Here is a 25,675-nt window from a genome sequence, read left to right as displayed (position 1 = left end):
GAACCGCGCATGGCTGATACCCGCCCCTGGGCGATTTTTTTAATGGGCCCCACGGCCGCTGGGAAAACCGATGCTGCGATGGCGCTACACGAGCGCCTGGGGCATGAGCTGATTAGCGTTGACTCGGCCATGGTATATCGCGGCATGGATATTGGCAGTGCCAAACCCAGCGCGAGTGAGCTTGCCCGTGCGCCTCACCACTTGATCGATATCCGCGATCCCGCTGAGCCCTATTCGGCGGCCGATTTTCGTTTAGATGCGCTTTCTCTTATGCGACAAATCAGCGCGGCGGGCAAAGTCCCCCTGCTGGTCGGCGGTACTATGCTTTACTACAAGCGGCTGGTCGAAGGGGTGGCAAACTTGCCTTCTGCCGACCCGGCTATTCGCCAGCGGCTTGAAGCACAGTGGCAAAACGAAGGACTATTGTCGCTACATCAACGCCTGGCAGAGGTGGATGCGCTATCCGCCCAGCGCATTCACCCCAATGACCCGCAGCGCGTCATGCGCGCACTGGAGGTGTACTACGCCAGTGGGCGGCCAATGAGTGAGCTGTGGGCGGAGCAGCAGCCGGAAACCTTTCCCTGGCGCGTGTTGTCGATAGCTTTGGCGCCCAGTGATCGCAGCTTGCTGCATCAACGCATTGCCCAGCGTTTCGAAGTAATGTTGGGTGAGGGCTTGATAAATGAAGTCGCCGCCCTCAAAAAGCGTAATGACTTACATTTAGGCCTACCGGCGATGAAGAGTGTTGGTTATCGCCAAGTGTGGGAGTACCTGGAAGGTGAGTATGACTATGCCTCCCTCGTTGAGCGAGGCGTGATCGCAACTCGTCAGTTAGCCAAGCGACAATTAACCTGGTTAAGAAGCTGGCCAAAACTTAACTGGGTAGATTCACAGCGCTCAGATGCACTGGATCAGGTGTTGAAACTCGTGCGTGACAGCAGTGCTTAGCGTAAGATAGTTCGCTAAGCTGGTAATTTAGGTAGTGTGTTTTCGATTGGCTGGGTGTTTGAGCCTTTCGAATATCACTAGGCTCTTCGGGCATCATTCGGCCTTTCGGGCAGTAATAAAATAGTGCGGCGTAGCACCAGTAGGGCACGCCATTTGATAATTAACCCCAACGACAGTTTTAGGGAGAGCAACATGTCCAAAGGGCAGTCCCTTCAAGACCCGTACTTGAACATTCTGCGCAAGGAGCGCATTCCGGTCTCTATCTTTTTGGTCAACGGCATTAAGCTGCAGGGCCAGATCGAATCGTTTGACCAGTTTGTTATCCTGCTGCGCAATACCGTTAGTCAGATGGTTTATAAACACGCTATTTCCACGGTTGTTCCATCTCGCAACGTACGCTTGCCTGCGCAAGACCCGGCAGAGCAGGATGCGGAGATTTAACACCGCTGGAGAAGCAAGAGAGTCCACGAGGTATTGATTGTTTTTCGAACGCCCAGACGCCGGTGAAACGGCAGTTCTTGTTCACGTCGATTTTCATGATGAACAAAAACGTGAAGACCCGGGTGAGTTTTTAGAGCTCGTACGCTCTGCTGGTGCAGAGCCTGCGACTCTTCTCACTGCTAGCCGCCACCGACCTGACTCGCGCACCTTTATTGGGTCAGGTAAGTTGGAAGAGCTGCGGGCACTGCTCGCGGCTCATGAGGCAGAGCTGGTGATCTTCAACCATAGCTTAAGTCCCTCTCAAGAGCGCAATGTAGAGCAAGAGCTCAAGTGTCGAGTGCTCGACCGTACTGGTTTGATCCTCGATATCTTTGCGCAACGGGCAAGAACCCATGAAGGTAAGCTGCAGGTAGAGCTTGCTCAGCTTGAATATATGTCGACTCGCCTCGTGCGTGGTTGGACACACCTAGAGCGGCAAAAAGGTGGGATTGGCCTGCGCGGCCCAGGCGAGACGCAGTTAGAAACTGACCGTCGTCTGCTGCGTGGTCGGATCAAATCGATTCACAAACGGCTCGATAAAGTGCGCAGCCAGCGCGACCAGAATCGCCGAGCGCGTGCGCGCGCGGAAATTCATAGCGTATCGCTGGTGGGGTACACCAACGCCGGTAAGTCAACGCTATTTAACGCCTTAACCAATTCTGAGGTGTATGCAGCCGACCAGCTGTTTGCGACACTTGACCCTACTTTGCGGCGGCTTGAGATTGAAGACGTTGGTCCGGTAGTGATGGCCGATACTGTGGGCTTTATTCGCCACTTGCCGCACAAGTTGGTTGAGGCGTTTCAAGCGACGCTCCAGGAAGCCTCTGAAGCGTCGTTGTTGGTACACGTGATCGATGCCGCAGATCCTGACCGCGAGTTAAACGTGGAGCAGGTGGAGCTAGTGCTCAAAGAGATCGGCGCCGATGATGTGCCGGTACTCAAAGTCATGAATAAAATTGATAAGCTCGATAGTGCCCCACGTATAGAGCGTGATGGGCATGGTGTGCCCGAAGTGGTTTGGCTTTCGGCCCAGCAGGGCCAGGGGCTTGAGCTGCTCCATGAGGCGCTGACCGAGCGCTTGGCAAATGATGTCATTGGCTTTTCGCTGACACTGACTCCCGAGCAGGGTAAGCTGCGGGCAGGGTTGCACGAGCTCAATGCCGTTCGCGAGGAAGCCTTTGATGAGCAGGGGTATTCAGTGCTTGATGTGCGTTTGCCGCGGCGTGACTTTAATCAGTTGATGGCCCAACTGGGCGAGCGAGCCAACACCTATTTACCTGAAGCGCTGCGTGAAACCAATGAGTGGTAAGCGACTTAATTACCCATCCTAGTACGCTGCATGTATGCAGTTTTGTATAAAAATGGTACAAGGTTTATAGAGCAATAATATCAAAACGCGGTGGTGCCGCCTAAGTGTGATGCCATTAGCGTTAGCGAATACCTTAGTGGAGACGAAGTATGGCCTGGAATGAGCCTGGTGGTGGCAACCAGCACGACCCTTGGAGTAGTGGCGGCCGACGCGGTGGAAACGACGGCGATGGAAACCGTGGCAGTAATAATGGCGGCGGCAACAATGGCAATAAAGGGGGCAACAACCAAGGTCCACCTGACCTGGATGAAGCGCTGAAAAAGTTTCAGGACAAGCTCAACAGCATGTTGGGTGGCGGCAAAAAAGGCGGCGGCAAGAAAACCGGTGGTGGCGGTAGTGATAAGAACCGCAACCCTTTCGCGCTGCCAGGCCTGCTGATTATTGTTGCGCTGGCTATTTGGGCTGCAATGGGCTTCTACCTCGTGGATCAATCCGAGCGCGGCGTTGTGCTGCGGTTTGGTGAGTTTCAGGGCATCGTAGATCCAGGCCTGCAGTGGAATCCGCCGCTGATTGACGATGTACGTATGGTCAATGTGACCCGTGTGCGCTCTCTGTCGCAGACCCAGTCGATGCTGACCCGCGACGAAAACATTGTCGAAGTGGAAATTTCTGCTCAGTACCAAGTAGCTAATCCACGTGATTTTGTGCTTAACGTACGCGATCCTGCTATCTCGATTGAGAATGCGCTGGATTCGGCACTACGTCACGTCGTCGGCGGTACCGATATGATCGATATCCTGACCTCGGGTCGTGAGATTCTGGGTAGCTCGGTCGCTAGTCGTCTACAGTCCTATCTCGACAACTACGGTGCTGGTATTCGTTTACAGACCATTAACATCGAGTCCACTTCGGCGCCCGCGCCAGTGATCGACGCCTTCGATGACGTTATTCGTGCTCGTGAAGATCGTCAACGCACCATCAACCAGGGTATTGCTTACGCCAACGCAATTATTCCTGAAGCGCAAGGTCAGGCGCAGCGTATCGTTGAGCAGGGCCAGGGTTACCGTGAGTCGGTCGTTGCTGAAGCGCAAGGTCAAGCCAACCGCTTTAACTCGCTACTCTCCGAGTACAGCAATGCCCCGGAGATCATGCGTGAACGTATGTACCTGGACACAATGGAAGAAGTGTTTAGTAATTCGCCGAAGGTGCTGCTGGATGTAAGCGAAAACGCGCCGCTGATGTATCTGCCCCTTGATCAGCTTAGTGGTGGAAGCAGTAATCGAAATAACTCTTCGAGCGGAAGCGCCAATAGCGATGAACAGCTAGACCCGAGTGTGCTTGAGCGGTTACGCAGCACCCAAAGCAGTTCCAGCTCTTCATCGAATACCAATAGTAGCTCCATCCGCAGGGAGGGCCGGTAAATGATTAATAATCGATCCCTGCTGATTGTTGGTGGTCTGGCTGCCGTGGCGTGGCTGGCAAGCAACACTCTGTACGTGGTAGACGAAACCGAGCGTGCCGTTAAGCTGCGCTTTGGTGAAGTCATTGAAGAGAATATTCAGCCTGGCTTGCACGCTAAAGTGCCGATCGCGCAAACGATCCGTAAGTTTGATGTTCGATTGCTGACGCTGGACACCGATACCAGCCGCTATCTGACCCTCGAGCAGAAAGCGGTTATCGTTGACTCCTATGTTAAGTGGCAGGTGGTTAATCCTACTCGCTACTACGAAGCGACGGCCGGCGATGAGTTGATGGCCATTCGCCTGATTCAACCGCGGGTGGATGAGAGCCTGCGTAATGAATTTGGTCGCTTGAATCTTCAGGAAATTATCGCCGAGCGTCGTGATGACCTGATGACGGGCCCCACCGCAGAACTCGACGAGCTGATGCGTGAAGAGCTCGGGGTGGCAATTCGCGATATTCGTATCAAGCGCATCGATTTGCCCGAAGACGTATCAGCCGCTGTTTTTGAGCGGATGCGCTCCGAGCGTGAGCGTGAAGCTCGTGAATGGCGTGCTCAGGGTCAGGAAGAGGCTGAGCGTATTCGCGCCAATGCGGATCGTCGTCGCCAAGTACTGCTTGCCCAGGCCAATGAGCGCTCCGAGACGCTGCGCGGTGAAGGTGATGCCCAAGCCGCTGCGATTTTCTCTGAAGCGTATGGTCAGGATCAGGAGTTCTACTCTTTCTGGCGTAGCCTTAATGCCTATAGCGAAAGCTTTGCCGACGATGGCAATCTGATGGTGCTGGAGCCGAGTAGCGACTTCTTCCGCTATTTGCGCAGCGCTGAACCAGAAAGCGGTGAAGACAGCGGCGAGTAAACCGCCGTTGGCCGGTGCTCCTCGTCTTGGTTTGTTGATAGCCAAGCGGGGTTCACCCGGCCAATAAACGTGATAGAATTTGTTGACCGGGCGTCGCCCGGTTTTTTTGTGGCTCCTATTTCTTCAAGTTCAAGGCAATCGTCATGACCATCGCTGACCGCTGGCTACTGCCCGACGGCATGGATGAGGTGCTCCCGCCTCAGGCAAGCCGTATGGAAGAGCTGCGCCGCGCGCTGCTCGATCTTTACCACTGCTGGGGCTACGACCAAGTTATGCCGCCTCCAGTGGAGTTTCTGGATTCGCTGTTAACCGGCACCGGTACGGATCTGGATCTTCAGACCTTCAAACTGACTGATCAGTTGACCGGCCGTATGATGGGCGCCTCGGCGGACGTTACGCCGCAGGTTGCGCGTATGGATGCCCATTCGCTAAAGCGTCAGGGGCCGGTGCGCCTTTGCTACTGCACTAATGTACTGCGTGCTAAGGCAGACCAGCATCAGGGAGGGCGTAGCCCGGTACAGGTGGGTGCTGAGCTGTTTGGTCATGCCGGGCTAGAAGCGGACAGTGAGATAATTCACTTGGCGCTGGCCAGTATGAAGGCCGCGGGCGCTGAGGAGATTCACTTGGCGTTGGGGCATATCGGTATCTATCGAAGCCTTGCAGAAGCGGCAGCGCTCAGTGACGAGCAGGAGCGTGCGTTATTTGAGGCGTTAGCGCTAAAATCACCCAGTCAACTGGCGCAGCATGTAGATGCCAGCGTCAGCGACCCGGCCTTAGCGGACATGCTGTTAGCTCTGGGTGATCTGCACGGCGGTGCGGATGTTTTACGCCAGGCGCGGGAGCGTTTTGCCGGTGCGCCGGCCTCGGTCACGGCGGCACTGGATCAGTTGGATGCGCTCTATCAAGGGGTGCTGGCACGCTTTGATGTGTCGCTCTACTTTGACTTGGCGGAACTGCGCGGCTATCAATACCACACGGGTATGATGTTTGCCGCTTATGTGCCGGGCTACGGACATGCGTTGGCTAAAGGCGGACGTTATGACGATACCGGGCGGGCTTTTGGTCGTGCGCGCCCGGCCACCGGCTTCTCGATGGATCTGAAACAGCTGGCGTCGCTGGCGCTGGCCTCCCCGAGTCGCGGGGCTATTTGGTCGCCCGCTGTGCAGGATGAGTCGCTCAACGCTGCCATTGTCGCGCTGCGTGAGCAGGGGGAACGCGTGATTCAAGCGCTGCCAGGGCAGCGTACTGGGCCGGCGGAGCATGAGTGTGACCGCCGTCTTGAGCTTATCGATGGTCGTTGGCAGCCAACGGCCCTGACACAAGAGACGAGTGCATCATAATGGGTAAGAATGTCGTAGTGCTGGGCACCCAATGGGGTGACGAAGGCAAGGGTAAAATCGTTGACCTGCTGACTGAGTCCGCATCCGCCGTGGTGCGTTTTCAAGGTGGCCATAACGCGGGTCATACGCTGGTCATCGACGGTGAAAAGACCGTTCTCCACCTGATTCCATCCGGCGTTTTGCGCCCAGGCAAAACCTGCGTGATTGGTAATGGTGTGGTGCTTTCGCCGGAAGCGCTGATCAAAGAGATCCGTGAGCTGGAAGCCAAAGGTGTGCCAGTACGCGAACGCCTGCGTCTGTCGCCAGCTTGTCCGCTGATCCTGCCCTACCATGTGCGCCTGGATCAGGCCCGTGAAAAAGCCCGTGGCATTGCCAAAATTGGCACCACTGGCCGGGGCATTGGGCCTGCCTACGAAGACAAAGTCGCCCGTCGTGGCCTGCGCTTAGGCGATATGCTTCATCGCGAACGTTTCGCTTCCAAGTTGGGCGAAGTGCTCGACTACCACAACTTCGTGTTGGTGAATTACCACGGTGAACCGGCGGTCGACTTCCAGGAAGTGCTGGATACGGCGATGCAAATGGCCGAAGAGCTGCGTCCCATGGTGTGCGATACCGTCAGTATGGTGCACGACCTGCGAAAAGCCGGTGAGAATATCCTGTTTGAAGGGGCTCAGGGCTCGCTGTTGGATATCGACCACGGTACCTACCCCTATGTAACCAGCTCTAACACCACCGCAGGCGGCACAGCCACCGGCTCTGGCGTCGGCCCGCTCTATTTGGACTACGTGCTGGGTATCACCAAGGCGTATACCACCCGTGTTGGTTCAGGCCCGTTCCCCACTGAGCTGTTCGATGTCGATGGCCGCCACCTTGCCGAGCGTGGCCACGAGTTTGGTGCTACCACTGGCCGTGCCCGCCGCTGTGGCTGGTTTGACGCTGTGGCACTGCGTCACGCGGTGCAAATCAACTCGGTCACCGGTATCTGCCTGACCAAGCTGGACGTACTGGACGGGCTGGAAAATATCCGCGTGTGCGTTGGCTATCGCAGTAAAGATGGTGACGTGCTGGAAACGCCAGTGGATTCAGAAGGCTATGAAGCTGTTGAACCCCTCTACGAAGACCTGCCAGGCTGGAAAGAGTCGACTCTAGGGGCTAAAAAGGTAGAGGATTTACCTGCCAATGCCCGCGCTTATATCAGTTACCTGGAAGAGCAGGTAGGTACCAGTATCGATATTATCTCCACCGGTCCAGACCGCATGGAAACCATCGTGCTACGTAACCCGTTCGATAGCTAAGCACGCTTTAAGCGGGCCATTAGTGAGCAGATGAGCAAAAGGGGCAACTTAGTTGCCCCTTTTGCTATTTAAAAGTCGATACCCCGACGCGCCTGCAGGCCATTGTTGAAGGCATGGCGCACTTCCTGCATTTCAGTCACTGTATCGGCCATAGCGACGAGTTCGCGGTGAGCGTTGCGGCCGGTAATAATCACTGTCTGTTCTTTAGGACGATTCTCCAGTGCTTGTTTAACGGTTTCGATCTCCAGGTAGCCAAACTTGAGCATATAGGTGATTTCGTCGAGCACCACCAGATAGGTCTCTGGGTCTGCGAGCATACGCTCAGCCTCTTTCCACACTGCTTGGCAGGCGTCGGTGTCCGCTTGGCGATTTTGCGTATCCCAGGTGAAACCGGTAGCCATTATCGCCACCTCTAGATTGGCATCCTCCTCCAATCGATTGCGTTCGCCGCACTCCCACAACCCCTTGATAAACTGCACTACGCCCACTTTATAGCCATAACCCAAAGCGCGGGTGACCGTGCCCCAGGCAGCGGTTGTTTTGCCTTTACCGTTACCGGTGTTAACGATGATTAGGCCGCGCTGCTCGTTAGCACTGGCGACTTTCTCCTCTACGCGCGTTTTAAGCTTCTCCATAGAGGCTTTGTGGCGGGTGTCGCGGTCACTCATGGTATCTCCTGATAAAGCGGAAAGCTGAAAAATAGCCAATATTCATAATCCGCTAGCCTAAGCTATCAGCACAGGGTTGAACATCTTTATGGAGGTACTTGAAGATAATTTTTGTACAGGTATTTTCGGTGTTTTGTGAATATTTGTCTCAATAATGCACCCTAAAATCCAACAAAAAAGAACAGGATTGGCCCCTAGGGGGCTGGCTGCTCTAGAATAGGTGGTCATGTCTTTTCAGGAATTACATCATGCCCTCATTTGATATTGTTTCAGAGTTCGATAAACACGAAGGCGCTAACGCCGTAGACCAAGCTAACCGGGAAGTGCAGTCACGGTTCGATTTTAAGGGGGTCGATGCCAGCTTCACCCTTGAAGGTGACAAAGTGCAGCTAGAGGCGGAAGTCGATTTCCAGCTCAAGCAGATGCTCGATGTGCTGCGAGCCCGTTTAATCGCCCGGGGTATCGATGCCCGCTGTATGGATGTTCAAGACCCGGTGCTCTCCGGCGTGAAAGCACGCCAGGAAGTCGCTCTTAAGGAGGGGCTCGACGCGGCGGAAGCCAAAGATGTGGTCAAGCGCATCAAGGCCAGCAAGCTCAAAGTGCAGGCGCAAATTCAAGGTGAGAAAGTGCGTGTAACGGGTAAAAAGCGCGACGATTTACAAGCTGTTATGGCATTGCTGCGCGGCGAAGAGGGGCCGGATTTACCGCTCCAATTCGATAACTTCCGCGACTAGGTAGCGGTGTTAAGCTGTCGAACATTTTGAACTATGTAATATTCGTTTTATACAGGAGTCACGCACTATGTCTGATCCGCAGCCGGTTTATTTAAGCGACTACCAGCCACCCGCCTACCGGGTAACTCATACCGAGCTGACGTTTGATCTTGACCCCGCCGCGACCCGTGTGAAAGCGCGACTGTTGATTGAGCGACATCCAGAAGCTGACGCTAAGGCACCGCTCGTCTTAAATGGCGAGCACCTAAAGCTTATCTCCCTGGCGATTGATGCAACGCCGCTGGATGTCGCTGCTTATGAACTAGATGATGAAGTCCTGCGCATTGCTCAGGTGCCCGAGCGTTTTGTGTTGGAGAGCGAGGTGGAGATCGCCCCGCAGGAGAATACGGCGTTAGAGGGGCTGTACCAATCCAACGGTATGTACTGCACCCAGTGCGAGGCCGAAGGCTTCCGGCGGATTACCTTTTACCCTGACCGCCCAGACGTCATGGCGACCTTTAAGGTCACTGTGATCGGCGATCAGCAGCAAGAGCCGATTTTGCTGGCTAACGGTAACCCGATTGAGCGCGGCGAGCTGAAGGGCGGTCGCCACTTTGTTACTTGGGAAGACCCGCACCCCAAGCCCTGTTACCTGTTTGCTTTGGTGGCAGGCAACCTGCATAGCGTAGAAGATCACTTCACCACCATGAGCGGAAGGGATGTCACGCTGCAGATTTGGGTAGAAAAAGAGAACCTGGATAAGACCGAGCATGCCATGGCCTCGTTAAAGCGTGCCATGGAGTGGGACGAGCAGGCGTATGGGCGCGAGTACGACCTGGATCTGTTTATGATCGTGGCCGTCAATGATTTCAATATGGGAGCGATGGAGAACAAAGGCCTCAATATCTTTAACTCCGCCGCGGTCTTGACCCACCCCCAGACCGCCACCGATGCAGCGTTCCAAAACGTGGAAGGCATAGTCGCCCACGAATACTTTCACAACTGGTCGGGTAATCGCGTCACCTGCCGCGACTGGTTCCAGCTCTCGCTGAAAGAGGGCTTTACGGTCTTTCGTGACCAGTGCTTTTCGGCGGATACCAATTCAGCGCCGGTTAAGCGCATTCAGGATGTCTCCTTTTTCCGCACGGCCCAGTTTGCCGAAGATGCTGGCCCCAGGGCGCATCCGATTCGTCCCGACCACTTTATCGAAATTACCAACTTCTACACCCTGACGATTTATGAGAAAGGGGCCGAAGTCGTACGCATGTTGCGTAATTTAGTAGGGGAGGAGAGCTTTCGTCGCGGTTCAGACCTTTACTTCGAGCGGTTCGACGGTCAAGCGGTGACCATTGAAGACTTTGTCGGCTGTATGGCTGAAGCCTCCGGTGAAGACTTCAGCCAGTTTATGCGCTGGTACTCCCAGGCGGGAACGCCGGATATTGATGCCCACGGTGAGTATGATTATGTTCAGGGCGAGTACCACTTGACGCTGCGTCAGCGTACGCCTGCAACACCCGGCCAGCCAGATAAGCTGCCGTTGCATATCCCGGTGCGTATGGGGCTGGTAGGTACCAAGTCGGGGCAGGATCTCACCCTGACGCTCAATGGCGAAAAGCTCGGCAAAGACGCGGTTATTCATCTACGTGACGATGAGCAAACGTTTGTATTCACCGATGTTGCCGAAGCGCCGGTGCCCTCTTTGCTACGCGAATTTTCCGCCCCGGTGAAGCTGCATTATCCCTATTCAAGGGAAGATCTCGCCTTCTTATTGACCCATGACAGCGATGGTTTCAACCGCTGGGATGCGGGTCAACGCCTAGCGCTTTTGGCCTTGGATGACTTGATTGCTGCCCATAGGAATGGCGTCGAAAAGGTCATGGATAGCCGCGTTGTCGATGCCTTTAGAGCGCTGCTGAGCGGGCCAATGAGCGATAAGGCGGTATTGGCAGAGATGCTGACGCTACCCTCTGAAGCATATATCGCCGAGCAGCAGCCCATTGTGGATGTAGATGCTATCCATGCCGCGCGGGAATTTGTTCGTCAGTCATTAGCCGTGGCTCTGCGGGATGAGTTTCTGGCTATCTATGAAGCCAATGTGACGGAAGAAGCGTACGCGCCGACACCGGAGCAAATAGCTCAGCGTAGCCTGAAAAACGTGGCGCTCTCTTATCTTATGTCGATTGAAGATGAGCAGGGCTTGGCACTGTGTGAAAGCCAATTCGCTGCTGACCACAATATGACCGATGTGCGTCAGGCGCTCACCCTGCTGGTGCACAGCGACCGCGACGACCTGGCTTCGCCAGCACTCAAAGCCTTCGGTGAGAAGTGGGCGCATGACCCGTTGGTGATGGATCAGTGGTTCACCGTCCAGGTATCGCGCCCTCAGCCAGATGTGCTTGAGCGGGTGAAGTACCTGATGCAGCATCCCGCCTTTTCACTCAAGAATCCCAATCGAGTCCGTGCATTGGTCGGCGCCTTTGCTCAGAACCGGGTCAATTTCCACCGTTTGGATGGTCAAGGCTACCAACTACTGGCTGATGTGGTCATCGAGCTCAACCGGCTTAACCCGGAAATTGCCGCGCGGCTAATCACCCCGTTAACCCGCTGGCAGCGCTTTGATGAAACCCGCCAAGCACTAATGCGGTCTGAGCTTGAGCGGATCAAACAACAGCCGCTATCTTCAAATGTATACGAGGTGGTCGAGAAAGCACTGGCATAAGCGTTTAGCGCAGTAGTGAATAACCGCAGTTAAACCATGGAAAGGAATAACAATAGTGACAGACTCACAGCAACACTATTTACTGATTATCAATGGTAAATCCGCCGGTAACCCGGCATTGCGTGAAGCAGTCAATGAACAACGTCAGGCAGGGATGCTGATTACGGTTCGCGCTACCTGGGAAGGGGGCGACGCTGCGGATATTGCAGAGCAGTCTGGCGCCATGGGCATTACCCACGTGATTGCCTGTGGTGGCGATGGCACTGTCAGCGAAGTCATGAACGGGCTGATGCGCTTACCTCATGACCGGCGTCCTGCGTTGGGCATTGTGCCCCTAGGCAGTGCCAATGATTTTGCTACCTCCGTTGGTTTACCGCTGGAGCCAGGCGCCGCTTTGGCCGCTGCATGGGAGTTAAGCGCCTATCCCATTGATGTTGTGCGCGTGACCGCAGGTGCAGGTGGCGAATCGTCCACCAGCTACTATATCAACATGACCACCGGTGGGTTTGGCGCTGAAGTTACCTCGTCGACACCGAAAACGCTTAAGCGGCTGCTCGGGGGCGGGGCTTACTCAGTGATGGGCGCGCTGAAGGCTTGGCGCCACCGCAGCTATCGCGGCACGCTCCATTGGGACGAAAAAGAGGAGAGTGCGTCTTTGTTGCTACTGGCGCTAGGTAATGGCCGCCAGTCGGGCGGGGGACAGGTACTGGGGCCGCGTGCCAAGCTGGATGATGGCCGTCTGGACGTGCTGCTGGTCAAAGACTTTCGGTCGATAACGGAACTGACCAAGCTCATTAGCGAGCTGCAGAGTTTCCCCTATGACGGGCGATTCGTGCGCTACTTCACCACGACCCAACTAACCGTGACCACCCAGGCAAATGGTTCGCCCTGGCCACTCACGTTAGACGGCGAAGCGCGCTACTATGACCAGTTCTGCGCGGAAGTAGTGCCCCTTGCTCTGCGTGTGTTACTGCCTGAGGAGTGCCCGTTGCTCTCCTCGACCAGCCGGCCTTAGTTCTTTTGGCTCACATTGTTAACGTTATAAAGGAGAAGAATTAAATGGCAAATCGCGTGTGGATACCCGCGCTCGCCGCCGTGGCTCTTTTGCTGAGTGCCTGCGGTGACTCCCAGGAAGATCCCACCGTGACACCCGATGATAATGCTGCGGTGACGGATGAAGAAACGGCTCGTGATGAGGGGGCGGGCGAAGAAGCGTCGGTCACGGCTGAAAACGCGACTGAGATGTCCAGTCCTGAAGAAGTAGAGGATGATATTGAGGAGCGCCAAGCTGCTGAGGAGCTTGAGCGAGCGGAAGCGCTGCGCGAGGATAGCGACACTCAGGCTAGTGATCCCCAATCCAGCGGCACTCAGTCCAGTGGCAGTGCGACGGCTGGCGGTGAAGAGGTTGAGGCTGGTGAAGACACCTTGGCGGCGGATCCTGAAGAGGTGCTCGATGAAGAGAGCGCTATGCCGGGTGAAGCTACACGTTCCGATGTAGATGACATCATTGCCGAAACTGAACGCCGTTTTGAAGAGGCCGAGCAGCGTTTGGAGGAGCAGTTTCAGGAGGTAGAGCAGCAGGCGCCGACCTTGGAGCCGATGGAGAACGAGGATGTACCGCCTAGCTGGGACGCCGAAAGCAGTCTGCCCGAGCGCACACCCTTGCAAGATGACAGTGATGTAACCGATGTTGACGCCTTGATTGAAGACACCGAACGTCGCTTTGAAGAAGCGCAGCAGCGGCTTGAGGAACAATTCCAAGAGTTGGAGAATCGTGAGGCGGAGAGTGGTGCTGTGGTCGAGCCGTCAGGCGAGCTTGATAGCAATGACTTTGACAGCAATGACTCCGATAGCGGTGATTCTGATAATCGTGATGTCGATAGCGCTGAAGATAGCCAGGAAACCGGTGCTAATGGAGAGTCGCGGAGTGAGGGAGGATCGCTTGAGTGATGGTCGTTAGGCAATAAAAAAGGCCCGCGTATGCGGGCCTTTGTCCATCCGTTAGCAATTAAGCTGGGCGGATGTTGGAAGCCTGAAGGCCTTTTTTACCCTGAGTCACTTCAAAGCTGACTTTTTGACCGTCTTGCAGGGTCTTGAAGCCTTCAGCTTGAATTTCGGAGAAGTGGGCGAACAGATCGTCTCCGCCGTCATCAGGAGAGATGAAGCCGAAGCCTTTAGTGTCGTTGAACCACTTAACAGTGCCAGTTGCCATTTTCTATTTCCTTAACGTGCTTAGTAATCACGGGCAACTCTATTGTCCACCCGCTACAATTACTCTAGATGTAAACACGGCTGTCGTCCAGCGACATTCCTAAGATTTTTTATTTGGTTGCGAGCAAGCACAAATGATGCAGTTAGGTTTTATTGATGCGCAGTTTATTTCCTTTTTGGTAGCGATCACGTTGCTGACGATAAGCCCTGGTGTTGATACGTTGCTGGTGATACGCAATACGGCCCGCGGAGGCATCCGCGATGGGGTCACCACGAGTTTAGCTATCTGCTGCGGCCTGTTTGTGCATGCCACGATTTCTGCATTGGGCATTTCGTTGATCCTGCTCCAGTCGGCCTGGGCGTTTCATATGCTGAAGCTGCTGGGGGCGGGCTACCTAATTTGGCTGGGTATTACCAGCTTGTTAGCAGCGCGGAAAGGCCAGCCACTGCCGGTTAATGGTGTGCTAGAAGGTGTGCCTGCCGTTTCGCGCTGGCAGCCGGTTAAAGAGGGTTTTTTGTCCAATGTGTTGAACCCCAAAACCGTGGTGTTCTACATGGCCTTTTTGCCTCAGTTCATCGCTCCTGGCGATCCTGCGCTACTGAAGTCGCTATGGCTGGCGGGAGTGCACTTTATCATCGCCAATATTTGGCAAATCAGCGTGGTCATGATGGTGGGAAGTGCCGGCAAATGGTTGGCTAACGCACGTTTTGCGCAAGCGCTTAATGCCGCTACGGGCAGTGTATTGGTGGTGTTTGGTATTCGGCTGGCATTAACACAGCGCCCGGTATAAACCGGACGCTGGTAATGTGGTAGGTAGAGAAGGGCTTAGCGGCGGGCCAGCAGGGCTCGGTCGTAGCGTACCTGCTGCTCGTTATCGCTAAGCAGTGAAACGCCTTCGCTACTGCCACCGTTAGCGAGGCTTTCAAAAATCACCCGATAGCTAAGCACCGCCTGCACGTAGTCGCGGGTTTCGCGGAAGGGGATGCTCTCTACAAAGAGATCAAAGGCCTCTACGCCATCGCCCAGCCACTGATCGACGCGGCCAGGGCCCGCATTATAAGCCGCTGCGGCGGCCAGTCGATTGCCCTGGTAGCGTTGCAGCTTGTCGCGCAGGTAGGTGCTGCCCAGGCGAATATTAAGCTCTGGGTCGAGAACGCCGTAGGGGCCAGGATCGCTAATGCCCAATTCGCGACTGACTTGGCTGGCGGTACCGGGCATTAGCTGCATTAATCCACGCGCCCCTGCGGGTGAAAGGGCGTTAGGGTTGTAAGCGCTTTCACGCCGGGTAATGGCCATCAATAGGTATGGATCCACGCCGGTGAGACGGCCCCAATGTTGAAAGCTGTCGTGGTAGGCCTGGGGGAAGCGCCAATCCAAGGCGTCCCACATTTCAGCGGCAATGGTGGTTTGCACCAGGCGCGCATGCCACTGCTGTTGAGCGGCATAGTCGGCTAGCGCTCGTGCCTGTTGCGGCGAACCGCTCTGCACCGCGTGCAGCCACTCACTGTTGGCGAGACCATCCTCACCAATGCGTAGCAAGGCCTCGGTGCGCTGAACGGCGGGTAGTTGGGCAATACGTTGACGCGACGCTTCGTCAAAATGATTGCGTTCAAGATTCAGTTGATAGGGTTGGCCGAGCTTTTCTGCTGCTGCAAAGCCGTAAAAACTGCGATCCTGCGCAGCCTGTTGGTAGCGTGCTTCGGCGGCCGCCTGGTTGCCAAGCTGCTCATTGGCGCGGCCCAGCCAATACTGCCAACGGCTATTCTCCTGCTGGATAGCGGGCATTTCGGCAATCCAGTAGAGCACTCCGTTCCAATCCCGGCTAGCCAGCGCATTGCGGACACGCAGCTCTAATACGCGCTCGCTTTCCAGGCCCGGTAGCACGCTGTCAACCCAGCTTAGCGTGCCCGGTACATTGCGCACCAGGGCGTAAAAAGCCAGTTCTTCTTCAATAGCTTGACGGTCACTGGGCAGCAGGTTTAAACGCGACGAGAGCGTCTGCCAGGCGGCAAAGGCTGCAGGCGTATCTTCACGGGTGTAACGCTGCATGGCGGCCCGGTAGAAGCTTGCCGTGGCGGCACACTCGGGGCCTAGGCAACTGGGCGCCTGGGTAATGGCGCTGCTGCGCGCGGTGACACTATCCACCGTCTCTAGAGCGGTTTGCCACTGGCTGCTTAATAGCCCACCAAGATAGCTCGACAGGCGTGTTTCTCCCGCCTGCCAGGCGAGCATTTTACGCTCCCAAATAGCTGTGGCATCAATAGTGCCATTGGCCCGCAGGCGTGCAAATAGCGGGTCGCAAGCATTAGGCTGCGAGCTGCCTACGCGCCATAAAGCCAACCCCGCTTCGCTCGCCTGCTGAGGCTGCTCATCCAGCAGCGCCGTGTAGTAGTAGCACTGGCGAACCGTGCCCGCAGGCTCGCCATCGGCCACTGCCAGCAGGTCGCTATAGCGGCCCGCATGGCCATACTTTGCGATCGCTTGACCACGCAGCCACCCTGCTAGAGGAGAGTCTGCGTGCTGGTCGATAAATTGATGCACCCTTTCAGGAGCCACGTTAGGCAATTGCCCCCTTAAGCGGTGGTACTCCACATAGCCACGCAGCGGGTGGTCTTCAATTGAGCGCTCATCGACCCGTGCCCACTGCTGCTCGCGGGCAGCAGCGAGGGCATCGCGTAACTCACTATCGGATGCGGCCCACGAAAATGCAGGTAATCCCGCCAGTAGTGCTGTACACAGCACGCGGGCGGTATGGCGAAATGGCGAAACCAACATGGTGCTCTCTCTCTGTAAATCGGTGTCACTTAATCGGGGCTCGGGAGCAGCCCACGCAGTTTGCGGTGCAACCGCTATACTGAACGAATATTAGCCGTCATGATCTGACAGCCCAGATACTAAAAGGATTTAATTACCTATGGCCCCATTATCCACTTGGTCGTTGCTGCGTCGACTCAAATCACGCGTTTGGGCGACAAAACGTATAGTGCGTGCTTTAAAACTGTTTATCCCCATGACGCGAGACGTCATGCGTGGCGATTTTCGGCCTATTCCCTGGTCGGCATTCGGCATGATGGCATTAGCGCTGGGTTATTTGGTACTGCCGTTCGATCTGATACCCGATTTTCTGATGCTAATCGGCGTGGTGGATGACGTGCTGATTGTCGGCTGGCTGCTCAATCGTATCGATCAGCGCCTGGAAGGCTATCGAGCCTGGAAATATACCGATCCCGATATGACGCCTTCTTGACCCCAGCGGCTTGCTACCCCCAGTGGCTTCTTGATCAAGGCTGCTTGAAAAATCGCTGCCTATCCCCATATCTACTCCACGAAACCATTTTATCCCATTGCATGTACACGCAGAGGGATGCGACTCAACGTGATTGATAAGGGCTAAGCGCATGACTACAGCTACCCACGAACAAGCGACTGATAAATCGGCTAACCACGAAGAAACGCTAGGCTTTCAAACGGAAGTTAAGCAACTGCTGAATTTGATGATTCACTCCCTGTACTCTAACCGGGAGATTTTCTTACGCGAGCTTATCTCAAACGCCGCCGACGCCTGCGATAAGCTACGTTACGCGGCTCTCGATAACGATGCGCTCTACGAAGGCGACAGCGAACTACGCATTGAAATCGAACACGACCGCGATGCCAACACTATCACCCTACGTGATAATGGCGTTGGCATGAACCGGGAAGACGTGATCGCCAACTTGGGTACCATTGCGCGTTCCGGTACCGCTGAGTTTCTCAAGCAGCTCTCTGGTGAGCAGCAGAAAGACGCCAAGCTAATCGGTCAGTTCGGCGTTGGTTTCTACTCGGGTTTTATCGTCGCTGATGAAATTTCGGTGCGCACCCGCAAGGCGGGTACAGACGCTTCAGAAGGCGTTGAGTGGCGCTCGAAAGGGGAAGGTGAATTTACCGTTGCCGATATTGAGCGTGCTCAGCACGGCACAGAAATCACTCTGCATCTGAAAGAGGACGCCAAAGAGTTTGCTGACGACTATCGGCTGCAGGGCTTGGTTCGTAAGTACTCGGATCATATCGAAGTCCCCGTGCGCATGCCGAAAACAGAAACGGCGAAGGACGACGAGGGCAATCCTATCGAGGGTAGTGAAGTGACTACCTGGGAAACCGTTAACGAGGCGACGGCGCTGTGGTCGCGTCCCAAGAGCGAGGTTTCCGACGATGAGTACAAGGCGTTCTACAAGCACGTTGCCCACGATTTCTCTGACCCCCTGACCTGGAGCCACAACAAGGTCGAAGGCAAGCTCGAATACACTAGCCTGCTCTATGTACCGGGTCGGGCACCTTTTGACCTGTTTGAGCGCGACGGTGCCCGGGGCGTTAAGCTCTACGTTCAGCGTGTCTTTATTATGGACGACGCCGAACAGTTCCTGCCGCTCTACCTGCGCTTTATCAAAGGCGTACTGGATACCCGCGAGCTGTCGCTAAACGTATCCCGTGAGCTGCTCCAGCAGGATCCCAATGTTGATAAGATCAAATCGGCGCTTACTAAGCGCGGTTTGGATATGTTGAAGAAGCTGGCCAAAGATAAAGAGCAGTACCAGACGTTCTGGAATACCTTTGGTAGCGTGTTGAAAGAAGGGCCGGGCGAAGACCCCTCTAATCGGGAAAAAATTGCTGGCCTGCTGCGCTTTGCCTCAACCCATACCGATACGGCTGCCCAGGAGCACGGGCTGGCGGACTATGTCGAGCGCATGAAAGAGGGGCAGCAGAAGATTTATTACGTCGTAGCTGATAGCTTCAATGCGGCGAAAAACAGCCCTCACCTCGAGATCTTCCGCAAAAAAGGCATCGAAGTTCTGCTGTTGTCTGACCGTATCGATGACTGGTTGATGAGCCATCTGACTGAATTCGACGGTAAAACCTTTGCTGATGTGGCCAAGGGCGAGCTTGATCTTGGCGATGTGGAAGACGAAGCAGAGAAAAAAGCTCAGGAGGAGACCGCTAAAGCCAAAGAGGAACTGGTGAAGCGCGTAAAAGAAGCGCTGGGCGATGGTGTTCAAGAGGTAAAAGTGACTCACCGCCTTACCGATTCACCGGCCTGCGTCGTGCTACCCGAGCATGAAATGGGCTACCAGATGCGCCGCATTATGGAAGCCGCCGGTCAGCCGCTGCCCGAGGTGAAGCCGATTCTTGAGCTTAACCCTAGCCACGCGCTGGTAGCGCGTTTGGAAGGGGCTGAAGGCGATCAATTTGGACAGTTAGCCCACATCCTGCTCGATCAGGCAATTATTGCAGAGGGCGGCCATCTGGATGACCCGGCTGCCTACGTGAAACGTCTGAATAGCGTCTTGACGGCTTAATGAGCCAATAACGTCAGACATGCGGCCCGCTTGGATTTCCAAGCGGGCCGCATCTGTTAGTGAAGATGCTATGGGTGAAGATGCTAAAGTACCCAGTAAATGTAAGAGACTAACGATCAGGATATCGTCATGGCTGAGCAGCAAACCAATGTCCCAGTGACAACCAACGTAGCGGTGCTGGGAGGCGGTAGTTTTGGTACGGCGCTAGCGAGCATTGCCGCCGATAATGGTGCCCGCGTTCGTCAGTGGATGCGTGACGAAACGCTGGTCACACAAATCAACCAAGAGCACCGTAACGGTCGTTATCTGCCCCACTATGCAATGAATCCGGCCGTGGAGGCCTCAACCGACCTTCAAGCCGTGCTGGCCGACGCGGAGCTAGTACTCATCGCTATTCCATCAAAGGCCTTTCGCAGCGTTGTGCAGGCGGCGAAAGCGTGGTTGAGGCCCGAGCAGATACTGGTCAGTACCACCAAGGGGATCGAGCAAGAAGGCTTTCTGTTGATGAGCCAAGTACTCGAGCAGGAAACGGGCTTTAGTCACATTGGCGTGATTGCGGGCCCAAATCTGGCCTCTGAAATTGCCGATAAGCAGTTAACTGCTACCGTGATTGCCAGCGCTGACCCGCTTACCCGCACCCGCGTACAGCAAGTATTGGGTTGCCGTTACTTTCGTGTGTACGCTAGCGATGACCGTCATGGTGTTGAACTGGGTGGTGCACTGAAAAATATTTATGCGATTGCCGCCGGTATGGCGGCGGCGCTGGGCATGGGCGAAAACACCCGCAGTATGCTGATGACTCGCGCCTTAGCCGAAATGAGCCGCTTTGCCGTCGCCCAGGGTGCTAACCCGATGACCTTTTTAGGACTGGCGGGGGTGGGGGATTTGATCGTTACCTGCTCGTCTAACCTATCGCGCAATTACCGTGTTGGCTACGCCATGGGCGAAGGGCGCACGTTGGAAGAGGCGGTTGATGCCCTTGGCCAGGTCGCAGAAGGGGTGAATACCGTTAAGCTGGTATGCGCTAAAGCGAGTGAAATGGGTGTTTATATGCCGCTGGCGGAAGGTCTCAATCATGTGCTGTTTGACGGCGTGCCCGCCCAGGAGATGGCGCGCACCCTTATGATGGGTGAGCAGAGTAGCGATGTAGAGTTTATTCTGCCCCGTGAAGCCGTACAGCAGGCCCATCGAGACCAAGCTCCTCACAGCCACGCTTCTAAGAACCAGGTTTCTAAGGGCAATGGAGGCAGGAATGCCTGATGTGCTGATTATGCGCCACGCTGAGGCCGCACCGGGGTATCCCGACCAAGCGCGTCGATTAACGCCTCATGGTGAGCAGGAGGTCAAAAAAATGGCCCGTTGGCTGACTGAGCGCGTGGCTGATGGGGAGCTGTTTATGCCGCAAATTTATGCCAGCCCCTATTCTCGCGCGCAGCAAACCGCGCAAACGCTATGTGATGCGCTGGGAGCCTCGCTGGAAACGCTGGATTTTATCACTCCGGATGACTCGCCTCATGCAGTAAGCGACTGGTTGCTTGAGCAGCCTGAAGGTGCGCCGATCATGCTGGTCAGCCATATGCCGCTGGTAGGCGAGCTGGCGGGGCTGTTAGTAGAGGGCAGCCCTGCTCAGGGGCTTGGCTTCCCTACCGCCGCCATCGCCGAGCTTGAGGCCGACGTATGGGCGGCAGGCTGTGCGCAGTTGAAGCGATTTACCCAGCCCAGCCAGTTGGCCTAGTTCAAATGTGTGTCATTAAAAAACGGCTGCCTAGGCAGCCGTTTTTAGGTTTTACAGCAGCGCGTCGAGCTTCTCTTTTAGCAAGCCGTTCACCTGCTGTGGGTTGGCGGTGCCGCGTGACGCCTTCATCACCTGACCAACAAAGTAGCCGATCATTTTACCGCGTTTTTCCGGCTCCGAGTCGCAGTACTGGGCGACCTGAGCGGGGCTGTCGGCAATCACTTGGTCGATCATTGCTTCAATGGCGCCGGTGTCGGTCACCTGCTTGAGGCCTTTTGCGTCAATCACCTCATCGGCGGACTCACCCTGACCGTTCCACAGCGCCTGAAAAACCTCTTTAGCGGCTTTGCCGTTAATGGTGTCATCCAGTACGCGGCTGATCAGCTCGCCTAGCTGGCGCGCTGAGATCGGGCTATTGGCAATGCTCAGGTTTTCGCGGTTAAGTGCCCCGGAAAGTTCACCCTGTACCCAGTTAGCTGCCTGCTTGGCATCGCCGCACTCGCTATGCACCGCTTCAAAGAATTCGGCCATATCGCGACTGGCGGAGATGACATTGGCGTCATAAGCAGACAGACCCAGCTCGTTCTGGAAGCGCTCACGCTTATCTGCTGGCAGCTCGGGCAACTGGCCACGCAGGTGGTCAAGATAAGCTTGGTCAAGCACCACCGGCAGCAGGTCAGGGCAGGGGAAGTAACGGTAGTCGTTGGCCTCCTCCTTGGTACGCATGCTGCGGGTTTCATCACGGTCTGGGTCAAACAAGCGGGTTTCTTGAACCACGCTGCCGCCATCTTCGATCAGCTCAATTTGTCGCTCAACCTCAAAGGCAATGGCGCGCTCGACAAAACGGAAAGAGTTAACGTTTTTAATCTCAGCGCGGGTGCCAAAGGCTTCCTGACCTTTGGGGCGTACCGAGACGTTAACGTCGCAACGCATGGAGCCTTCCGCCATATTGCCGTCGGAAATGCCCAGGTAAGTAACGATCGAGTGAATCGCTTTGAGATACGCCGCGGCCTCTTTGGCGCTACGCATATCCGGCTCGGAGACGATCTCCAGTAGCGGCGTGCCAGCACGGTTCAAGTCGATACCGGTCATGCCGTGAAAATCTTCATGCAGCGATTTACCGGCATCTTCCTCAAGGTGGGCATGGTGAATGCGGATACGCTTGGTGCTGCCATCTTCCAGCGTAATCTCAACATCGCCAGGGCCGACGATGGGATGGTACATCTGGCTGGTTTGATAACCCTTGGGCAGGTCGGGGTAGAAGTAATTTTTACGGTCAAACACCGAGACTTCGGCGATATCCGCATGCACCGCCAGGCCAAACTGCACGGCCATGGCCACGGCCTGCTCATTGAGCACTGGCAGCACGCCAGGTAGGCCTAAATCCACCGCGCAGGCCTGGGTGTTTGGCTCGGCGCCAAACGCCGTTGAGGCACCGGAAAAGATTTTTGAACGCGTTGCGAGCTGAACGTGGACTTCAAGCCCAATCACGGTTTCCCATTGCATTAGGCGTACTCCTCGGCAAAGGCAGGACGTTGTAAGTGCCAGTCGGTCGCTTGCTGAAACTGGTGAGCGACGTTAAGCAGCTGCGCTTCGGCAAAGTGGGTGCCCAGAATCTGGAGACCAACGGGGCGGCCACCGGCCAAACCCGCCGGCACGCTGATGCCGGGAATGCCCGCTAGGTTCACCGCGATAGTGTAGATATCCTGCAGGTACATCGACACCGGATCTTTTTTGGCACCCAGGTCAAACGCGGGGGTAGGCGAGGCGGGGCCCATCAGCACGTCGACGTCTTCAAAGGCGTCCAGGAAGTCCTGACGGATCAAACGGCGCACCTGCTGGGCTTTGGTGTAGTAGGCGTCAAAGAAGCCTTCAGAGAGCGTGTGAGTGCCGATCAGGATGCGTCGTTTAACTTCTTCGCCGAAGCCTTCAGCCCGCGAACGTGTGTAGAGATCGATCAAATCGCTGGGATTGTCGCAGCGGTGACCAAAACGCACACCGTCGTAGCGGGACAGGTTGGAAGAGGCTTCCGCGGGGGCGATCACGTAGTAGGCCGGAATCGCATAGTGGGTATGCGGTAGGCTGACCTCACGAACCGTCGCGCCTAGGGATTCGTAAACTTTTACCGCCTCACGGACGGCTTTTTCGACATCAGGGTCTAAACCATCGCCGAAATACTCTTTGGGAAGCCCGATCTTGAGGCCCGAAAGGGGGGCATTGAGGCCTTCCACATAGTCGGGTACGCCGCGGGCAACGCTGGTGGAATCGCGGCCGTCATGGCCCGCAATAACACCCAGTAGGTGGGCGCAATCTTCGGCGCTGCGCGCCATGGGGCCAGCCTGATCAAGGCTTGAGGCGTAGGCAATAATGCCGAAGCGCGACACACGACCATAGGTGGGCTTTAAACCGGTGATGCCACAAAATGCCGCGGGCTGGCGAATCGAGCCGCCGGTGTCAGTACCCATGGCGGCGGGCACCAAACCAGCCGCGACTGCTGCTGCGCTGCCGCCGGAGCTGCCGCCGGGCACCGCTGTCAGATCCCAGGGATTTTTGACCGGGCCGTAGTAGCTGTTTTCGTTGGAGGAGCCCATGGCGAACTCGTCCATATTGGTTTTGCCCAGGCTGATCGTGCCCGCCGCGTTGAGCTTTTCAACCACTGTGGCGTTGTAGGGGGCGATAAAATTATCCAGCATTTTTGAACCGCAGCTGGTTTTCACGCCCTGGGTGCAAAAAATATCTTTGAGCGCTAGGGGAATGCCTGCCAGCGGCCCGGCGTTGCCCGCCGCTCGGGCGTTGTCGGCTACTTCAGCCTGTTTCAGCGCTTGCTCGGCGGTCACGCTGATAAAACTATTCAGCTTGCCGTCAGCCTGTTCGATACGCTGCAAATAGTGAGCGGTCAGCTCGCGGCTTGAGAACTCACCGCTTTTTAGCGCGGCGGCGAGTTGCGTTAAGGTTTTCTCGTACATGACCCAGAAGCTCCGTTCAGGGGAGAAAAAAAGAGGCAATAGTGGTGGCTTGATTAAATATTCGTGCGTTGTTACTCAGCGTACTTATTCAACGACGCGGGGCACGAGATACAGGCCATTTTCCACTGCCGGAGCACAGCGCTGAAACGTGTCGCGCTGGTTGGTTTCCGTCACTTCATCGGCGCGCAGTCGCTGGGTCGCATCTAGCGGATGGGCGAGCGGCGTAACGCCTTCAGTATCGAGGCTTTGTAGCTGGTCGACCATGTCCAGAATCCGGCTTAGGTCGTCTACAAAGCCGCTGGCTTGGTCATCGCTGACAGCGAGTCGGGCCAAGTGAGCGGCCCGGCGCACATGAGATTCTTCAAGCGCCATGATCGATATTTCCTCATAAACGTGATGGAACATAATCGGCTTTAAGCGGTATACATACCGATATCAAAAAAACGTCTTGTGTTGCAGACGTGGAAAATAGCCGCAAAAGGTACCACATCTTGGCCTTAACGGGCAGTGTTAGGCGCGACTCGTGCTTGCTGCCAGGGGGTTGCGGTGATACCGTTTGCATCCGCACAGGGTTCCCGGTCTGCACTAGGTAACAACATCCATGTTTAAACGTTTGAGGGGGCTGTTTTCCAGCGATCTATCGATCGACTTGGGTACGGCCAACACACTGATTTATGTTCGCGGTCGCGGTATCGTGCTCGATGAGCCGTCCGTGGTTGCTATCCGCCAGTCTGGCAATATGCGCAGCGTCGCGGCAGTTGGTACTGATGCCAAGCGAATGCTGGGGCGTACGCCCGGCAATATTACCGCGATTCGGCCGATGAAAGATGGCGTTATTGCCGACTTCACCGTCACCGAGCAGATGCTTCAGCATTTTATCCGTAAAGTTCACCAAAGCACCTTCTTAACCCCCAGTCCACGCGTTCTGGTATGCGTTCCTTGCATGTCAACACAAGTAGAACGTCGGGCGATTCGTGAGTCTGCCGAAGGGGCAGGTGCCCGCGAGGTGTTCTTGATCGAAGAACCCATGGCGGCGGCAATTGGCGCTGGCCTTCCGGTTGATGAAGCGCAGGGGTCGATGGTGGTGGATATCGGTGGTGGTACCACTGAAATCGCGATTATTTCACTCAACGGCGTGGTCTACTCCGAATCGATTCGGGTGGGCGGCGACCGCTTTGATGAGGCCATTACCGCCTATGTACGTCGTCACTACGGCAGCCTGATAGGCGAAGCGACAGCCGAGCGCATCAAGGAAGAGATTGGTTGCGCCTACCCCGGTGGCGAACTGCGCGAAATTGACGTGCGCGGTCGTAATCTGGCCGAAGGCATTCCACGCAGCTTCACGCTCAATTCCCACGAAACCCTGGAAGCATTGCAAGAAACCCTGGGTTCTATCGTGGCCGCAATTAAGAGCGCCCTTGAGCAGTCACCGCCTGAGTTGGCATCCGACATCGCTGAGCGAGGCTTGGTGCTAACGGGCGGTGGGGCGCTGTTGCGCGACCTGGACAAGCTGATCGCTGAAGAGACAGGGTTGCCGGTAATTGTTGCCGAAGACCCGTTGACCTGCGTTGCTCGCGGCGGTGGTAAGGCGCTGGAAATGATTGATCAGCACACCTTTGAGTTGCTGTCGAGCGACTAA

General features: G+C 55.7%; 23 protein-coding genes. 17 read left to right on the top strand and 6 right to left on the bottom strand.

What is annotated here, in order from left to right:
- The first annotated feature begins 9 nt into the window (after window positions 1-9).
- The 7 genes from miaA (at window position 10) to HZS52_RS19490 (ending at window position 7,690) form a co-directional block, all read left to right on the top strand.
- Window positions 10-948 carry a tRNA (adenosine(37)-N6)-dimethylallyltransferase MiaA gene (gene miaA / locus HZS52_RS19520; RefSeq protein ID WP_022523967.1) on the top strand — a complete coding sequence of 313 codons (939 nt, stop codon included), beginning with the start codon at window positions 10-12 and terminating at the stop codon, window positions 946-948.
- 192 nt (window positions 949-1,140) lie between these two features.
- Window positions 1,141-1,389 carry an RNA chaperone Hfq gene (hfq, locus tag HZS52_RS19515; RefSeq protein WP_007114649.1) on the top strand — a complete coding sequence of 83 codons (249 nt, stop codon included), beginning with the start codon at window positions 1,141-1,143 and terminating at the stop codon, window positions 1,387-1,389.
- A gap of 37 nt (window positions 1,390-1,426) precedes the next feature.
- Window positions 1,427-2,737: a ribosome rescue GTPase HflX gene (gene hflX / locus HZS52_RS19510; RefSeq protein ID WP_022523966.1), complete on the top strand. Its 1,311-nt coding sequence runs from the start codon at window positions 1,427-1,429 to the stop codon at window positions 2,735-2,737.
- A gap of 149 nt (window positions 2,738-2,886) precedes the next feature.
- Window positions 2,887-4,158, top strand: a complete 1,272-nt coding sequence (hflK, locus tag HZS52_RS19505; protein ID WP_022523964.1) for an FtsH protease activity modulator HflK — start codon at window positions 2,887-2,889, stop codon at window positions 4,156-4,158.
- Window positions 4,159-5,055, top strand: a complete 897-nt coding sequence (gene hflC / locus HZS52_RS19500) for a protease modulator HflC (RefSeq protein WP_022523963.1) — start codon at window positions 4,159-4,161, stop codon at window positions 5,053-5,055.
- Window positions 5,056-5,198: 143 nt separating this feature from the next.
- A complete protein-coding gene (locus tag HZS52_RS19495) occupies window positions 5,199-6,395 on the top strand; it encodes an ATP phosphoribosyltransferase regulatory subunit (RefSeq protein ID WP_022523962.1) in 1,197 nt (398 codons plus the stop codon).
- Window positions 6,395-7,690: an adenylosuccinate synthase gene (locus HZS52_RS19490; RefSeq protein WP_022523961.1), complete on the top strand. Its 1,296-nt coding sequence runs from the start codon at window positions 6,395-6,397 to the stop codon at window positions 7,688-7,690. The genes HZS52_RS19495 and HZS52_RS19490 overlap by 1 nt, the downstream gene beginning before the upstream one ends.
- Window positions 7,691-7,758: 68 nt before the next feature.
- On the opposite strand, the gene cobO is transcribed toward HZS52_RS19490, so the two are convergent.
- Complete coding sequence (cobO, locus tag HZS52_RS19485) at window positions 7,759-8,358, bottom strand: cob(I)yrinic acid a,c-diamide adenosyltransferase (RefSeq protein WP_141441287.1); 600 nt, start codon at window positions 8,356-8,358, stop codon at window positions 7,759-7,761.
- 248 nt (window positions 8,359-8,606) lie between these two features.
- On the opposite strand from cobO, the gene HZS52_RS19480 reads away from it, so the two are divergent.
- The 4 genes from HZS52_RS19480 to HZS52_RS19465 all read left to right on the top strand — a co-directional run bounded on the left by HZS52_RS19480 (window position 8,607) and on the right by HZS52_RS19465 (window position 13,740).
- Window positions 8,607-9,092: a YajQ family cyclic di-GMP-binding protein gene (locus tag HZS52_RS19480; protein WP_007114656.1), complete on the top strand. Its 486-nt coding sequence runs from the start codon at window positions 8,607-8,609 to the stop codon at window positions 9,090-9,092.
- Between the two features lie 67 nt (window positions 9,093-9,159).
- Entirely contained in the window at window positions 9,160-11,790 is a 2,631-nt protein-coding gene (gene pepN, locus HZS52_RS19475) for an aminopeptidase N (protein WP_190373424.1), read from the top strand.
- 55 nt (window positions 11,791-11,845) lie between these two features.
- Complete coding sequence (gene yegS / locus HZS52_RS19470) at window positions 11,846-12,805, top strand: lipid kinase YegS (RefSeq protein WP_190373423.1); 960 nt, start codon at window positions 11,846-11,848, stop codon at window positions 12,803-12,805.
- Window positions 12,806-12,849: 44 nt separating this feature from the next.
- Entirely contained in the window at window positions 12,850-13,740 is an 891-nt protein-coding gene (locus HZS52_RS19465) for a hypothetical protein (protein WP_190373422.1), read from the top strand.
- A 58-nt stretch (window positions 13,741-13,798) separates the two neighbouring features.
- Here HZS52_RS19465 and HZS52_RS19460 read toward each other — a convergent pair whose 3' ends face one another.
- Window positions 13,799-14,002, bottom strand: a complete 204-nt coding sequence (locus HZS52_RS19460) for a cold-shock protein (protein WP_007114660.1) — start codon at window positions 14,000-14,002, stop codon at window positions 13,799-13,801.
- A 133-nt stretch (window positions 14,003-14,135) separates the two neighbouring features.
- On the opposite strand from HZS52_RS19460, the gene HZS52_RS19455 reads away from it, so the two are divergent.
- Window positions 14,136-14,792 (top strand): LysE family translocator, encoded by a 657-nt coding sequence (locus HZS52_RS19455; RefSeq protein WP_138800065.1) that lies wholly within the window; start codon window positions 14,136-14,138, stop codon window positions 14,790-14,792.
- A gap of 35 nt (window positions 14,793-14,827) precedes the next feature.
- Here HZS52_RS19455 and HZS52_RS19450 read toward each other — a convergent pair whose 3' ends face one another.
- Window positions 14,828-16,777: a transglycosylase SLT domain-containing protein gene (locus tag HZS52_RS19450; protein ID WP_138800066.1), complete on the bottom strand. Its 1,950-nt coding sequence runs from the start codon at window positions 16,775-16,777 to the stop codon at window positions 14,828-14,830.
- 139 nt (window positions 16,778-16,916) lie between these two features.
- On the opposite strand from HZS52_RS19450, the gene HZS52_RS19445 reads away from it, so the two are divergent.
- The 4 genes from HZS52_RS19445 (at window position 16,917) to sixA (ending at window position 21,070) form a co-directional block, all read left to right on the top strand.
- On the top strand, window positions 16,917-17,249 hold the full coding sequence (locus HZS52_RS19445) for a YkvA family protein (RefSeq protein WP_022523954.1): 333 nt from the start codon (window positions 16,917-16,919) through the stop codon (window positions 17,247-17,249).
- Window positions 17,250-17,400: 151 nt separating this feature from the next.
- A complete protein-coding gene (gene htpG / locus HZS52_RS19440) occupies window positions 17,401-19,335 on the top strand; it encodes a molecular chaperone HtpG (RefSeq protein ID WP_022523953.1) in 1,935 nt (644 codons plus the stop codon).
- Window positions 19,336-19,464: 129 nt separating this feature from the next.
- Window positions 19,465-20,595, top strand: a complete 1,131-nt coding sequence (locus HZS52_RS19435; protein ID WP_190373421.1) for an NAD(P)H-dependent glycerol-3-phosphate dehydrogenase — start codon at window positions 19,465-19,467, stop codon at window positions 20,593-20,595.
- The gene (gene sixA / locus HZS52_RS19430; protein WP_141441284.1) at window positions 20,588-21,070 is read left to right on the top strand and encodes a phosphohistidine phosphatase SixA; all 483 of its coding nucleotides are present in this window, start codon (window positions 20,588-20,590) and stop codon (window positions 21,068-21,070) included. The genes HZS52_RS19435 and sixA overlap by 8 nt, the downstream gene beginning before the upstream one ends.
- A gap of 51 nt (window positions 21,071-21,121) precedes the next feature.
- Here the strand turns inward: sixA and gatB are convergent, their stop codons facing one another.
- From gatB to gatC, 3 genes are all read right to left on the bottom strand, one after another.
- Window positions 21,122-22,576, bottom strand: a complete 1,455-nt coding sequence (gene gatB, locus HZS52_RS19425; RefSeq protein ID WP_009287767.1) for an Asp-tRNA(Asn)/Glu-tRNA(Gln) amidotransferase subunit GatB — start codon at window positions 22,574-22,576, stop codon at window positions 21,122-21,124.
- Window positions 22,576-24,036: an Asp-tRNA(Asn)/Glu-tRNA(Gln) amidotransferase subunit GatA gene (gatA, locus tag HZS52_RS19420; RefSeq protein ID WP_039859774.1), complete on the bottom strand. Its 1,461-nt coding sequence runs from the start codon at window positions 24,034-24,036 to the stop codon at window positions 22,576-22,578. The genes gatB and gatA overlap by 1 nt, the downstream gene beginning before the upstream one ends.
- A gap of 84 nt (window positions 24,037-24,120) precedes the next feature.
- Window positions 24,121-24,408, bottom strand: coding sequence for an Asp-tRNA(Asn)/Glu-tRNA(Gln) amidotransferase subunit GatC (gatC, locus tag HZS52_RS19415; protein ID WP_022523948.1), 288 nt, complete (start codon window positions 24,406-24,408; stop codon window positions 24,121-24,123).
- 229 nt (window positions 24,409-24,637) lie between these two features.
- On the opposite strand from gatC, the gene HZS52_RS19410 reads away from it, so the two are divergent.
- A complete protein-coding gene (locus HZS52_RS19410) occupies window positions 24,638-25,675 on the top strand; it encodes a rod shape-determining protein (RefSeq protein ID WP_007114671.1) in 1,038 nt (345 codons plus the stop codon).

Source organism: Vreelandella titanicae, assembly GCF_014697095.1.
In the GTDB taxonomy this organism is placed as follows: Bacteria; Pseudomonadota; Gammaproteobacteria; order Pseudomonadales; family Halomonadaceae; genus Vreelandella; species Vreelandella titanicae.
Note: the sequence above shows the minus strand (reverse complement) of the source record. Positions and strands in the feature narration are given on the sequence as shown.